Source organism: Coraliomargarita algicola, from assembly GCF_033878955.1.
Lineage (GTDB): Bacteria > Verrucomicrobiota > Verrucomicrobiia > Opitutales > Coraliomargaritaceae > Thalassobacterium > Thalassobacterium algicola.
Genome location: NZ_CP138858.1, coordinates 3,300,265 through 3,314,306, shown reverse-complemented (window position 1 = coordinate 3,314,306; position 14,042 = coordinate 3,300,265). Strand labels below are relative to the sequence as shown.

At 53.9% G+C, this 14,042-nt stretch carries 13 protein-coding genes; 8 read left to right on the top strand and 5 right to left on the bottom strand.

Annotation, left to right across the window (positions count from 1 at the left end; genetic code table 11):
* Positions 1–65: 65 nt before the first annotated feature.
* Together SH580_RS13455 and SH580_RS13450 are read left to right on the top strand one after the other, a co-directional pair.
* Complete coding sequence (locus tag SH580_RS13455) at positions 66–851, top strand: inositol monophosphatase family protein (protein WP_319831369.1); 786 nt, start codon at positions 66–68, stop codon at positions 849–851.
* Between the two features lie 27 nt (positions 852–878).
* Positions 879–2,714, top strand: a complete 1,836-nt coding sequence (locus SH580_RS13450) for a SulP family inorganic anion transporter (protein ID WP_319831368.1) — start codon at positions 879–881, stop codon at positions 2,712–2,714.
* A gap of 12 nt (positions 2,715–2,726) precedes the next feature.
* Here the strand turns inward: SH580_RS13450 and SH580_RS13445 are convergent, their stop codons facing one another.
* The 4 genes from SH580_RS13445 to SH580_RS13430 form a co-directional block, all read right to left on the bottom strand.
* Entirely contained in the window at positions 2,727–3,806 is a 1,080-nt protein-coding gene (locus SH580_RS13445; RefSeq protein ID WP_319831367.1) for a coiled-coil domain-containing protein, read from the bottom strand.
* Between the two features lie 3 nt (positions 3,807–3,809).
* Entirely contained in the window at positions 3,810–4,421 is a 612-nt protein-coding gene (locus SH580_RS13440; RefSeq protein WP_308985924.1) for a methionine biosynthesis protein MetW, read from the bottom strand.
* A 6-nt stretch (positions 4,422–4,427) separates the two neighbouring features.
* Positions 4,428–5,567 (bottom strand): homoserine O-acetyltransferase MetX, encoded by a 1,140-nt coding sequence (gene metX / locus SH580_RS13435; RefSeq protein ID WP_319831366.1) that lies wholly within the window; start codon positions 5,565–5,567, stop codon positions 4,428–4,430.
* A gap of 135 nt (positions 5,568–5,702) precedes the next feature.
* The gene (locus tag SH580_RS13430; RefSeq protein ID WP_319831365.1) at positions 5,703–7,313 is read right to left on the bottom strand and encodes a S8 family peptidase; all 1,611 of its coding nucleotides are present in this window, start codon (positions 7,311–7,313) and stop codon (positions 5,703–5,705) included.
* A gap of 58 nt (positions 7,314–7,371) precedes the next feature.
* On the opposite strand from SH580_RS13430, the gene lipB reads away from it, so the two are divergent.
* Positions 7,372–8,706: a lipoyl(octanoyl) transferase LipB gene (gene lipB, locus SH580_RS13425; RefSeq protein ID WP_319831364.1), complete on the top strand. Its 1,335-nt coding sequence runs from the start codon at positions 7,372–7,374 to the stop codon at positions 8,704–8,706.
* Complete coding sequence (lipA, locus tag SH580_RS13420; RefSeq protein WP_319831363.1) at positions 8,699–9,619, top strand: lipoyl synthase; 921 nt, start codon at positions 8,699–8,701, stop codon at positions 9,617–9,619. The genes lipB and lipA overlap by 8 nt, the downstream gene beginning before the upstream one ends.
* A gap of 111 nt (positions 9,620–9,730) precedes the next feature.
* On the opposite strand, the gene SH580_RS13415 is transcribed toward lipA, so the two are convergent.
* On the bottom strand, positions 9,731–10,246 hold the full coding sequence (locus tag SH580_RS13415) for a hypothetical protein (protein ID WP_319831362.1): 516 nt from the start codon (positions 10,244–10,246) through the stop codon (positions 9,731–9,733).
* Positions 10,247–10,518: 272 nt separating this feature from the next.
* Between SH580_RS13415 and SH580_RS13410 the strand changes: the two genes are divergently transcribed.
* From SH580_RS13410 to SH580_RS13395, 4 genes are all read left to right on the top strand, one after another.
* Positions 10,519–11,277, top strand: coding sequence for a hypothetical protein (locus SH580_RS13410; protein ID WP_308949578.1), 759 nt, complete (start codon positions 10,519–10,521; stop codon positions 11,275–11,277).
* Positions 11,278–11,376: 99 nt separating this feature from the next.
* The gene (locus tag SH580_RS13405; protein ID WP_319831361.1) at positions 11,377–12,873 is read left to right on the top strand and encodes a hypothetical protein; all 1,497 of its coding nucleotides are present in this window, start codon (positions 11,377–11,379) and stop codon (positions 12,871–12,873) included.
* 161 nt (positions 12,874–13,034) lie between these two features.
* Positions 13,035–13,652, top strand: coding sequence for a TetR/AcrR family transcriptional regulator (locus SH580_RS13400; protein ID WP_308949580.1), 618 nt, complete (start codon positions 13,035–13,037; stop codon positions 13,650–13,652).
* Between the two features lie 103 nt (positions 13,653–13,755).
* Positions 13,756–14,001 carry a hypothetical protein gene (locus tag SH580_RS13395; protein ID WP_319831360.1) on the top strand — a complete coding sequence of 82 codons (246 nt, stop codon included), beginning with the start codon at positions 13,756–13,758 and terminating at the stop codon, positions 13,999–14,001.
* Positions 14,002–14,042: the final 41 nt, after the last annotated feature.

Genomic DNA, 14,042 nt, shown 5'->3' with positions numbered 1-14,042 from the left:
AATTATTTTATCAACAAAAGTGAAGCGAGAGGATGCTCGCGTCACTAGAATCAATAGCACAGAAAATGTCCGAACTTACACGCGCACAAAAAGACGAATTCATCGAATTCATCGCATATCTTTGCGATGAAGCCGCCAAGGAGATACTCCCTCACTACGGTCCAGACGTAGAAATCGAGCGCAAGTCCGACGCCACACCGGTGACTTTGGCCGACCGTAATGCGGAAAAACGCATCCGCGAGATTTTGGCGGAACGCTACCCCGAGCATGGCATCATTGGCGAAGAATACGGCCGCGAGCGCGACGACGCCGACTTCGTCTGGGTGCTCGACCCGGTCGATGGCACCAAATCTTTCATCTCCGGCGTGCCACTTTTTGCCACCCTCATCGCACTTATGTATAAAGGCCGCCCAGTCATCGGGGCAATCAACCAGCCAGTGCTGAAACAAATGGTCATCGGCGATTGCGAAACCACCACTTTGAACGGCAAACCCGTTTCCGGACGCGAGGCCTGCCCACTCAGTCAAGCGACGCTGTGCACCACCGATCCAATTCGCAAAACACTCTGGCAAAACGAAGCTGACTGGACCGCACTACCTCCCAAGACTGCGCTCTACCGCTCATGGGGCGACGCCGGTGGCTACATCCTACTTTGCTCGGGCTTTATCGATATCATGTGCGACCCAATGATGGAAATCTGGGACTGCGCAGCCATCCTCCCTTGTCTGGAAGGTGCAGGCTTCAAGGTAACTGGCTGGAAGGGCGGCGACGCCTTCGACGAGCGCTGTATCATCGCAGCCAAAGCACCGCTACACGACGAAGTCATGGCCACCCTCTACCCTGCACAGTAAGCAGCGGATACATCAAACGAGCGCAACGTGGCTGACCTTCTTAGACATCTACAATCTGGTCTGAGCGCTGCGCGAGACTACAACACACTCAACTTTTGGCCGCTTAGGCGGTCCCTAAAAGATTACCAAACCAGCTACTTCGCTGGTGATCTGCGAGCAGGGCTCAATGTCGCCCTGCTCGCATTTCCACAAGGCATGGCCTATGCGCTTATCGCAGGTCTGCCGATCCAGTATGGCATCTACGGCTCAGCCATTGCCGCAATGGTCGCACCGATTTTTGCCAAGAGTCACTTAATCACACTCGGCCCCACCAACGCGACCTCAGTCATGCTGCTGAGCGCCTTTGCCAGCTTGGGAATCGTGGGCGCGGAAAAACTAGGCATGGTGCCACTGCTCATCTTTATGGTGGGCTTTTTTATCGCGCTAGGTGACTACTTCAAAGTGGCCAATTTGGTGCAATACATCTCGCGCTCAGTCATCACTGGCTACATCACGGCAGCGGCCTTGCTCATTATCACCAACCAGATACCGAAGGCGCTGGGACTCGAAATGCCAGGCAAAGGGGCCACCTTTTACGAGTCGGCAATGCTGATGTGCCAATCCATCGATACCGTGCATTGGGCCACTGTAGGCGTCAGCGTGGTGACCGCGCTGCTCTTTTTCGCTTTAAATACAAAGTTCAAATCACTGCCTAATGTGGCGATCAGTCTGCTCGCCATATCAGCATTCACTGAATTTGTGATCGAAAAGCTGCATATCAAATTTCTGGGGCGCGAGAGCGACATACATTTTCTAACAGGTATCAACGCGGCCGACTGGTCCTTCCAAGCGCCCGAATTCTCGCTAAGCAGCATTCAAACTCTAGCCAGTCCCGCGCTGGCGATTGCACTATTATGCATCCTCGAAGGCATTTCCATCGGTAAATCGCTGGCCGCCAAGACGGGCGCACGCCTCGACGCCAATCAAGCAATGTTCTCAATCGGCATGGCTAATATTGCCTGCGCATTCTTCTCAGGCATGCCGGCCTCAGGCTCCCTCACCCGCTCCACGCTCAGCGCCACCAGTGGCGGTCGCACGGTGTTGGCCAGCTACATTAGCGGCGTCATCGTATTTATTGGAGCCTTCGCACTCGGCCCCTTCACCGAATATATTCCACAGTGCACCTTGGCGGTATTGGTCATCGCGATCGGGTTTTCACTCATCAATAAGCATGCGATCCGCATCGTCACACGCACCACTAAGTCCGATGCCGCGGTCTTCCTCTCGACCTTTGGCAGCGGCCTCTTCATGCCACTCGATACCGCGATCTATGTCGGAGTCGGCACCTCCATCGTACTCTTCCTAAAGAAAGTCGCTCGCCCGGAGATGGTCGAATACACCTTCAACGAAGAGGGCCAACTGGCCGAAATGCACCAGCAGGCCCAACGTTCGGTGCCACAAGTCTCCATCGTACACGTCGAAGGCGAGCTATTCTTCGGTGCAGCCGACCTATTCCGCGATCAAATGCGGCGCATCTGCGAAGAGCCCAATCTCAAAATCGTAGTCTTGAAAATGCGCAATGCCCACAACCTGGACGCGACTGGCGTCATGGCGCTCGAAGAGCTCCTACTCTACATGGAAGAGAAGGGCCGCTACCTGATCCTTAGCGAGGTGAAAGCAGACATGCTACAGGTGCTCAAGAAGTCAGGACTCTACCAGGAAATCGAAGCACGCAATATCTTTACCGACGAGCCGAGCAACCCGACGATGTCCACAGCACTGGCACTCAAACGCGCCAAGGAACACCTCGGCGATACCCAGGCAGACGTCTCGATTTACGTCGACCCCGTACTGGATAAAACCAAACAAGGTGAACGCGCCTAGCGATTTCAGGCGCTAGTCCTTACGTATTCCCGCGTCGACCTCACTCTGCTCAATGTGCGCTTCGCGCTCGACCAAAGCATCCAAGCGCTCAATCAAGGAGTTTTCACTATCGGTCAAATAACTAGCTCTAGACTCTAATGCTTGCGCCTCTTCTTCCAGTTTTCTCACTCGTGCTTCCAACGCCGCTTCGCGTGCCTCCAAACTCTGCGCCCCAGTAGGCTCCTTTATTTTCCCAAAAGGTGAGCGTGTCGCCGCAGCCTGAAGCTTACTCATCTCTGCTTTTTGACTTTCAAAATTACGACGATCTTCCGCCAACTGCTGCTTAAGCTCCGTCAACTCCAGTTCCTTAGCACGCAATTCATCCGCCTGAGCCGCAGCCGCCTTGGCATCGTAAGCTGTAGCAGCTACATCCGCGCGCTCCGCAGCCACAATTTTAAGTTGCTCCAGCTCTGCCTCCGCCTGCTCGACCCCGGTCAATCGTTCGATAACAAGTTCTTCCGCCTGCTTCAGGTCCATACTCCGAATTTCCAACTCGCGCCGATCATTTTCCAAATTCTTACGCTCATCCTCAATCTTCTTCTCCATGGCAAGCACCTCCTTGCGACGTTGCTCGATATACTTCCGCTCCGAAGCAGTGAGCTTACGCTGAGGTTTCTTACGCGAAGGCTGCACTCCTCGCGCCTGCGACTCGATTAAATAAGGCACGACTAACGAGGTCCACACCTTCAATTCACGCGCCCCCAAAGTGTGCACCTTCCCTTTCGGGTCGACCAATTGGACTTTATGCATATCATAGGATCGGATGCATGACGGCTCTCGAATCGCCTTACAGATCAAGCGCTTTGACTGTGTTAAAGCGTTCGCTGGCGGCACGATGCTAAGAAACGCAATATTAATACCAATAACGCCAAAAAGCAAACCACTCAACGCCGCATAAATACCACTGCCAAAGCCCCAGTACACCGCGAGCGACACAGCTAGACATAACACGCCAACCATTAGCGTCGCCACCGCGATGCGCTGCGCAGAGTAACGTTCATAAAAGCGATCAATCGCTTTTTCTAATTCTGCAACTTTATCAAGCCCGGCCATTCATTAATCAATGGATGCTAAGTCATAAATAGCATAACCTGCCATAAGATTAGGAAATCTGGAGCACTCACTGCGCCAATCTCCTGAAAGAAACACTCTATTTTCGATCACAATCCTACGCGCATCGCAATAATCCTCAAATTCAGCGACCGAAAAGGGATTGGCTGGCAATGATTCATACCAAGGCTTGGGGTAGACCTCGTTCACTGTGCGACGGCCTTTAAGAAATATATTTAAGCGGTTCAACCAAAAGGCCTTGTTCACAAAGCCTACCGCCACACGCCGCCCCACTCGTAGGCCTTCGGCCAACACCGCATCGGGGTCCTCCAACTGCTCAACTGTGCGACTGAAAATGACACGATCAAATGCATTCTCTGGAAAGGTCGCTAACATCGCTCGAATGTCGCCCTGATAAGCCGGCACGCCGCGCTTCACACAGCTAAGAATTTTGTCGAGATCGATGTCTACACCGACGCCATAAATCGATTTTTTTTGTTTTAAATACTCCAGCAGCACGCCACGTCCGCATCCCAGATCGAGCACGCGGTCGCCCTCATTGACCCAATGGGCAATGATTTGAAAGTCTGCTTGGCGCTTTTTATCAATTGCTTTCATCACAGATTAACGACTCAGGAATCGGTGCATCAGTTCGTATAATTGCGGCGCCCGCAAGAGAAAGGAATCATGCCCGAAGTCCATTGCGAGTTCCGCATAAGTGGCATCCTTGCCCAGACGCAACAGGGCTTCAACCACCTCACGATTCCCCTGCGGCGGGTAGAGCCAGTCGGATGTAAAGCCCACCACCAAGCCCGGCGCGGTAACAGCCTGCAAAGTGACATCCAAGGACTCAGGACTGTGCAAATCGAAACGATCAAGCGCCTTGGTCAAATATAAATAGGTGTTGGCATCAAACCGAGTCACGAAACTCGCGCCCTGATAGCGCAGGTAACTTTCGACCTCAAACTCGACCTCAAAATGCTCCCGCGATTGATCCCCGGAGCGACGCTTACGCCCAAACTTACTCTCCATCCCCACGTCGGAGAGGTAGGTAATGTGGGCCATCATGCGTGCCACTGCCAGCCCTTGAGCCGGACCTTCTTGCGGATCATAATTACCGCCCTTCCACTCCGGATCCGAAATAATGGCCTGCCGCCCCGTATCGTTAAAGGCGATTGCCTGCGCGGTGTGACGTGCACCACATGCCAGCGCGATGTAACGCCCCACGCGCTGCGGAAAGTCGATCGCCCACTGCAGGGTTTGCATACCGCCCATACTACCACCAATCACGGCGTGCAAGCGATCAATACCGAAAGAATCAATCAACAGCGACTGTGCCTTAACCATGTCCTGCACAGTCAACTTAGGAAAATCCAGATTATAGGGTCGGCCAGTGGCCGGATTGATCGAACCTGGACCCGTCGAGCCTTGGCAGCCGCCCAGGACATTCGAGCATATCACAAAATAACGCGTCGTATCGATTGGCTTCCCCGGCCCCACCATAAAATTCCACCAGCCTTGCTTGCGTTCTTCGATACCATGCACCCCGGCACAATGATGATCACCACTCAAGGCATGGCAGATCAAAATGGCATTATCTTTTGCCGCACTGAGGTGTCCATAGGTTTCATAGCGCAGCGTTAGCTCAGGGATACTGCCCCCCGAGACGAATTGAAACGGCTCTTTGGAGACAAAATCCTGATAGTCAACGAAGCCGACCTCTCCCTCATCAGAGATTAGTGGCGCTTGTTCGGAATCATTCATATGGAAAGTTTACTTAAGCCAGATAGCGGTACACGCAGAGCGTAGTCAAATCCAGTTAAAAAGGGAGCTCCCAGCGGCTCACACATATTTTTGACAAAATGCGCCCTCAAATCACCCCCGGCCTCACCTCAAGCTCTACCTGACCGGGCGAAAGGCCACCGACTTCAAGTTATTTTCAAGGCGTATGTCTTGATTTATATTCTGGGGAATCACACGCGCCGCGAGGCTCAGCACTTCGTCGCTACCCTGTGCTGGGATCTGTGTAAAGACTTTACGGGTCGTGGTCTGCCCTGGGCCCAAGGAGCCGAGTATAAAACTGACGGGTTCGGCCTCACCCACAAATACTTCCAACTCGGCATCACTGAACCAGGTAGTGCCACGATTCTGCACCGTCACCTCAATCGGCATCGTCGTGCCAGGCAAGGAATCGGGCTGCAGATAAATATCCGCCAGTGCAACATCAAGTATGCCCGGAGTCGCACGCTCTCGCAAGCGATCCCAATCCAGCAAGCCTGCGCCATACACAGGGTCCACCCCCGGGGCCCCTCGATCATTTAAGTAAGCTTGTAATAACTCGACTGCCTGCTGAGGCGGCAGCGCGCCTTCCCCCGACAGCAGGGAGGCTAAAGTGCCACTCACAAAGGGCGCAGCCGCGGATGTGCCGGAAAAGAGCACCGTCCCCTCATCCTCCAAAGCCGTCAACACCCCCACCCCCGGCGCAGCAAAATCGATCTGCATGGATTGATTTGGAAACAGGGCATACTGCCCGTTCCCATCGACCGCAGTCACCGCCAGCACTTCTGGATAAGCCGCAGGATATGGCATACGCCCATAACCGTCGTTGCCCGCAGCAGCCACCATCAATACTCCACGCGCATGCGCATAATTGACGGCTTGGCGCAGTATAACAGTATCCTGATAAACGCCGAGGCTCATATTGATCATCTGCACTCCGCGGTCGACGGCCTCCACGATGCCCTGAGCGACATGATAACTATTGCCCAGCCCCTCCGCATCCAGCACGCGTACAACGAAGAGCTCCGCATCCGGAGCGATGCCTTCACGACCTGCGATGATGGATGCCACCGAAGTGCCATGCCCCGCTCCCAGGCCCCCCACGCCTCCGCCAACCAGATCCAGCCGCACGATCGAAACATCGTCAAATTGCGGATGTCTTTCTATGCCCGAATCGAGAATCGCCACGCTCACCCCCGCTCCCGAGCCGGCAATCGGCCCGCCCGTAATCACACGTGCGGATTGGCCAAATGCGGTTAAACGCGCAAGCGCCTCGGGGTCGACTTGCACCGGAGGCAGTGGCCGTTCGACCCGATACGAATAGCTGGCTCGCGCACCAGATTCACCAATATTTGCCACACTCAAGGCGCCTTCTGAGATGCGCAACACCATCAAAGCATCAATCTGCCCCAAGGGGGCCATGCCAGCCGCCGCCAAGGCTTGCAAATAAGACAAATACGCCTCACGTGTGGCAAATTGAAGCAACAATTCCCCCTCAATCGCACCACGCGGATAGTCCAAGTCCTCCGACACAGCCCCCGCAATGGCCTGCCCCGTCCAATCGCCGTGCACCATCTCAGTGGCTGCCTCGGCCGGCGTGACCTGCCCGACGACTTCAGGCGCAACATCTACCGCAAGAGAAAAGGGCCGCTGGGTCGAGAGATAGTAGCCGATCAGCGCTCCCAGCAATGCGAAAGCGAGCAAGATCCAAGGCAAACGAAGGGATTTCATATATATTTAAACTAGACTCTGAGCGGATAAAGACAACCGTCTTTGCATTCGATTCACTATGCGTATTCTATGTCTCCAACACGTGCCATTCGAAGGGCCTGCCGCCATCGCAGACTGGGCCCACTCGCGCGGACACAGCCTCCACTGCCACCGACTCTTCGAATCAGCTCCACTGCCCACCATCGATCGTTTCGATCTATTATTAATCATGGGCGGGCCGATGAATATTTACGAAGTTGAAGCGCATCCATGGCTTATCGCCGAAAAAGCTCTGATAGTTTCAGCCATCGCCGCAGGTAAATATGTGGTCGGCATTTGCCTGGGCGGACAACTGATTGCAGACGCGCTGGGCGCCAGCGTCACGAAGGGGCCGCAAGTGGAGATCGGCTGGTATCCAATCCAGCCCGAGGAAACGACTCCCGCATGGCTCGAACTGCCCACAGACCTGCGCGTGCTACACTGGCACGGTGACCGCTTCGAACTCCCGGATGGAGCCATCCGTATCGCCTCCAGCGCCGCCTGCCCCAATCAAAGTTTCCTCTATAACGAGCGCGTCTTAGCCTGGCAGTGCCACCTGGAGACCACTCACGAAAGCCTCACCGCGCTGATCGGAAACTGCACCGACGAGCTAGAAAACGACGGTCCATTCGTCATGAGCGCGGAGCAATTGCTGGCCGAGCCGCCCCAGACCTACGCCCGGATGCGCCAGGTGCTCTTTAATATATTGGATGGCATGACCGCACCGCTGGAAGTGCTGGACTGGGGCCGCACCGATTACGAAGAGGCCTTTGCCCGTCAAAAAGAACGCGTCGACTTAAGGCGTTCCGGGCGCTGCCCCGATGCACTGATATTCACCGAACACGCCCCCGTCTATACCATGGGCATGCGCAAAGATGCCGCTCAACACCTCATTTGGGCTCAGGCCGAATGCGCTCGCCAGGGCATCAGTATCGTGCAGTCCAACCGCGGCGGCGACATCACCTACCACGGCCCCGGGCAAATCGTCGGCTACCCCATCCTCTCTTTACGCCACCAGCGCGACCTCCACGCCTACCTTCGGAATTTAGAGGAAGTCGTCATCCGGACTTTAGCCACTTATGGGCTAAAAAGCGCTCGCCGCGAGGGCAAGACCGGCATCTGGCTCGACAACCAACGCAAAATTTGTGCCATCGGTGTGGCCGTGCGCTCCTGGATCAGCTACCATGGCTTCGCCCTCAATGTAAATCCTGACATGACGCACTTTAACGGCATCGTCCCCTGCGGTATTACAGATGGCACGGTGACTTCACTCGCTAATGAACTCGATAAGGATGTGAACATAGCAGACGTAAAAGCGCGATTAGCAGTTGAATTTGAAACAATTTTTGGGAACACTGCGCCACAAGATGGATAACCGAAAGCCAGAATGGCTCCGAGCCAAGCTCCCTACGAGTCGCGAATATAAGGAAGTGCGCGAGATTGTTGACACCAACGATCTGCACACAGTCTGTAAGAGTGCCCAATGCCCTAACATGGGTGAATGCTGGTCCCGCGGCACTGCCACCGTGATGATTCTCGGTAATATTTGCACCCGATCCTGTCGCTTCTGTGCGATTCAAACCGGTCGCCCCACCGAGCTCGACCTCGGCGAGCCCGCGCGTGTCGCCGAATCCATCGCCCGCATGAACCTCCGCCATGCCGTCATCACCTCAGTCGCTCGCGACGATTTGAAAGACGGCGGCGCCTCCGTCTGGGCCGCCACCATCCGCGCAGTACACCATCGCTCCCCCGAGTGCGCAGTCGAAGTGCTCACCGCCGACTTCCGCGGCCAACAAGAATACCTCGACGTGGTGCTCGACGCTTGCCCTGATATTTTCAACCATAACCTTGAAACGGTGGAGCGCCTACAACGCCCCATCCGCAAGACCGCCCGCTACGATCGCTCGCTCTGGGTACTGCAACACGCCAAGTCACGTGGATTTATTACTAAGTCCGGCATCATGCTGGGTATCGGCGAGAAAGAAGACGAAATCAAACAAGTCCTCACCGATATGGTCCAAGCCGGTGTCGACATCTTGACGATCGGACAATATCTACAGCCCTCGAAGAAACACGTGAATATCGATCGCTGGGTCACACCCGAGGAGTTTAAGCGCTGGAAGGAATTTGCTCTGGAAATCGGCTTCGGTGCCTGCGAGTCCGGCCCGATGATTCGCTCCTCCTACCATGCGGACAAACAATCCGACATGTTCGATGTGCGCGCCCGTCGCCGCCAAATGCTGGCGGACCAAGCTGCGCAAAAAGAAGCAGCGCTCGCCGAAGCTTAAATATCAGCAAAGACGTTCACTCCGATCGAGCGTCGCGGCAGATCCATATTGGCGAATAGTCCACCTCCGGCAACAGCTCACTGTGAGGAGGACTGCGGACTTCCGTACAGGCTACAATAGTCGCGTACCGAGGATCAGTTGCTCATACTGAGTCCACATGATCTCCTTCGGCCCCTGACAGAAAAAGTTCACCCAATGATCGCCACGCTTCATCAGTACACCACGTAGCTCGACCTTCCGAGCGTCTAGACGCCCCACCTCTTGAGAGTAAAATACAAAGTTCCCTCGCCCCAATATCTTGCGGGGATAATAGTGACTCCCCTGTTTGCGATAGGCTTCAACCAAGGGCGATAAAGTCGCCTCGATCAGTTCAGTTGAATACTGCACGCTGGGATCGAGCTCTTCAACTAAAAGCACTGAAACGGTCAACTTCTGCCCCTGCTCGGGATTCTCTAACATCGCACGGGTTAAGACGCCCAAGTGTGGCACCACTTGCTTCTCAGCCCTCAGGTAGCTCCAATCTTCTGGAACTTTAAAAAGAATCGTGTCCGCAATCTTCAGGCTTTTCGCCATCAGCGTCAGTGCGAGCACAGGAAACAGGATGCAAATTAGAATACACTTCTTCATGTTTATGATCAGCTTAAATATCAAAAACGACCCCAACAAAACAAGCGGGAACAGAGCATGGCTCCTCACAAGCATCTGATTTACATATTTTTACGTCATCAAAGCCCATACATTTGCTCAAAAAATTTGTAAACTTAACCAGCCCCCGCAGCAATCGGCTTAGTTAGTGCTTATCCGCGTGCACAATACCACACACTCTCTTGCTCGGTGTGGTCACTTCTTCCGTGCCCACAGACCATGCCACTGCCCGAGACGACCATATCAATAAAAACATGCGTCATTCAGTATTAGTCCTCCAAATCACACTACTCTCGCTGCTCGCGGGATGCGCAACCTTGCCCGAGAAGGCGATCATCACCAAAAAACATGTTGATCGTGCAATTGAAATCGAAGAGACATTCGCACACAACAGCGCAGAGTTCGCCCCGGCCGGCGAGTCTTGGTTTGAAATCAAACACGGCAGTTCGAATGTGCTGATCGTAGCCCCTCACGCCACTCGACCCACACGCGAGGGAAAACTGCGCTTTCCAGATGGTGGCACTGGATCACTGGCTGTCATGCTTGCGGAGCTGACGGATTCCACCGTGATCTACACCACCTATGCCAGCCCCTCCGATCCAAACTACTACGATGACAACGACTTTAAACGTGCACTGGCACAACTCATCGAAACGGAACAGCCTCGACTGGTGCTCGATATCCACGCCTCGCATTGGTATCGCCCATACGATGTGGACTTCGGCACTATGAATGGTGCAAGCATTCGTGGCAACCGTTGGATTGTGACCTCGCTCATGTCCTACCTACAGCAGGAAGGCATGTCGAATTTTTCAATGGATTACTTCGCGGCCACTGCACACCAGACCGTTACGAAATTTGTCACGGCTATGGGCACTCCCTGCATTCAACTTGAAATCAACTCAAATTACACGGGCCACCAGTACGACAGTGAAACAGTCCGACCACAAATGTTCGCACAAGCACTGCAAGGGCTCGTGCGCTTCGTCGAATACGTGAAACAAAATAAATAACCATTCGCCGCCTGGAGCAGGGCCATATAGCAATCACATAATTAAGATATGCGATTCCAATCATTGACTGCACGACTTGCAGCGAAATAGTTGCGAAAAATGATGCCTACCTACCAAAAATTCACATCCACACTCGCAATCCTAAGCGTCACATGCGCGACCTACGCGGACGACACAGCCGATCTTTCCGGTAATTGGAGAGAACTGCGACTCGAAACTCCCGCCGCTCTCATCGAGACTTATTATAATATAAGCACAGGCGAAACGCGCAGATCCAGCGACTCTCAGGATTATGCGCAGAGTGGAGAACTTTTAGTTGATACTTACTATAGCAGTGATTTTGCCACCGAGGCCAGCAGCCTGAGCATCGACGCCACCGGCAATATCAGCGGAGGCGCAGCAGCCCAAATTCTCGACTATAACCGGGGACGCCTCCTGGCCAAAGATGACGGCGAATCTTTATCCGATGCCAGCCCGGCTTACGTGAATCTAGCGAAAGACATCATTACTAATTCCACTGCGGACTCCAACAGCCAAGAGCTCAGCATAGTCCTGCGACAGCCGGCAAGCCTGAGCCTAAGTGAACTCGACGGCAAATGGGGCCTGGGCAACGCTTATATTGGCTCTGCGATGCAGGAGACCTACTATAATCAGAGTACCGATAATCAACGTCACTCTGATATTAGCGATTACGCGCGGGAAGGTGAGCGATTGGTCGATCTACACCGAATTGAAGATTTCGAAAGTAATTGGGGCACACTCACCATCAATGATGGCTCCTTCAGTGGACTCTTTTCAGGCAGCATATCTGTCAATGGTGTTCGCCCCGTAATCGCCCCGGGCGACGACACCAGCCCGATGACCATGAACATCAATGCTGCCAAAGATGTGATTGTACACGTCAAAACGGAAGCAGGCGAATATGTGGAACTCATCATCATCAGCAAGCTCCCCTCTTCCCTAAACCTGGCAGAGCTGTCTGGCAACTGGCGCTACACCTCCCTATTCATCCCTATCGAGATGACGGAAAAATACTATAATAGCCAAACAGGAGACATCCGCCCGGGCGATATTAACGACCATGCCGGCAGCACTGGCTTGAGCGAAGAACTCGTAGACATCTACTACACGGACGAGTTTTCCACCAAACAAGGTAACATTCACATCGACTCCTCCGGCAATGCCAGCGGGGCCATCAATGGTAGCTTCAGCATTGCCAATACTGAAAACTCGCTGCTGTTCAACGATTCGGGAGATCTTGCTCCTTTGTATATTAATGCCTCTAAGAACTTTGCCTACAATTTCAGCCAAGACACCAATGGCGTAAACATCAGCCTGCTGACAAAGATCAGTAGCGATACGCCCGAAACCTTCGAAGAAAGCGTGGACCTACGATTGGTGCAAGTCGACGGTGAAGCCGTATTCACCCTTAACGGGAGCAACGACCTTAAAATCGTAAGCAGCCAAACTCTGGATACTGCAGCCAGCACATGGGCTGAATTGAGCGACTCTGAAGGCAGCAGCATCATTACCCGCAGCGATGCCGCAGCCAGCTCAGAGTTTTATAGCGTCACTCCGCGCACCGAAGCAGAGTAATCGCTAGAAAAATAGCATGCACACTCTACGCGCGGCAATCGCTGGATTGCCGCGCCCTTGCTCGCCGCTGAATCAGGCGCCATTCTGAAAAACGCTCTATTTTTCAAAAAAAATAGCAGAACGACTTTACTTTACCAAATAGTCATCTATTAGTGCATCCCATGGGACGAACAAGTAATGCCAAAAATCAACTCCTCGACGCGATGGTGCTCCTGATGTGGGAACGCAGCTATGGCTCGTTGACGATTGATGTCATCTGCGAAAAGGCAGAGGTCAAAAAGGGTAGCTTTTATTACTTTTTCAAGTCCAAGCTCGATCTCGGTATCGCCGCAATGGACCATGTGTGGACTCAGATCCAACCTCGCCTAGATGCGACTTTTTCACCCTCGCGCCCGCCCTTGGAGCGCCTGGCCCGTAAACTCCAGGAAGCTTACGAGCGCACCCAGCAAGTCGCGGCCGAACATGGCTGCGTCTTGGGCTGCCCCTTCTTTAACATCGGCGCCGAGATCTCAACCATCGAGCCGGAGCTAGCCGATAAGGTGAACCAGATGCTAAGCCGCTTCCAGCGCTACTTCGAAGCGACCATCACGGAGGCGGTCGCCAATGGAGATATCCCTGAAATGGATACCAAAGAAGCCACACGTATTCTGTTTAACCTCTATGAGGGTATGATTACCCAAGCGCGCATGAAAAACGACCCGGAGATACTCAAGGATCTTCCCGTCGCAGCCGCCCGTATCCTCCGCATTCAACAGCTGCCAGAAATCTCAGTCGCCTAAGAGCGCCTGGCCCGCTGCCTCCACCCATTGCTGATGCACAATTGTCGGCAGATACTCAGGCCCAATTCTCTACTAAACAGTCAACTACTAACAAATTTATATTATGATCGGAATCAAAGACACCCTCGAACTCAACGCCGCACGCTACGGTCGTCACGACCGCTTGGCGGATCGCATCTTCGGAGTTCAAAGAACCAACCGCACTCCAGCGGAAGGTAACAGAGCAGCCAGCCCGCAGCCGAGCCCCTTGCGCCAATACACAGGCCACAAGTTGCTCGGGCTCCCGGGCGGCATCGGTCAGCCACGCACGCTGAGTTTCAACAGGCACGCAAAGCGCCACGCCGCATAATACGCGACAAGACGACCGACCACTACCGACCTCGCAAACGA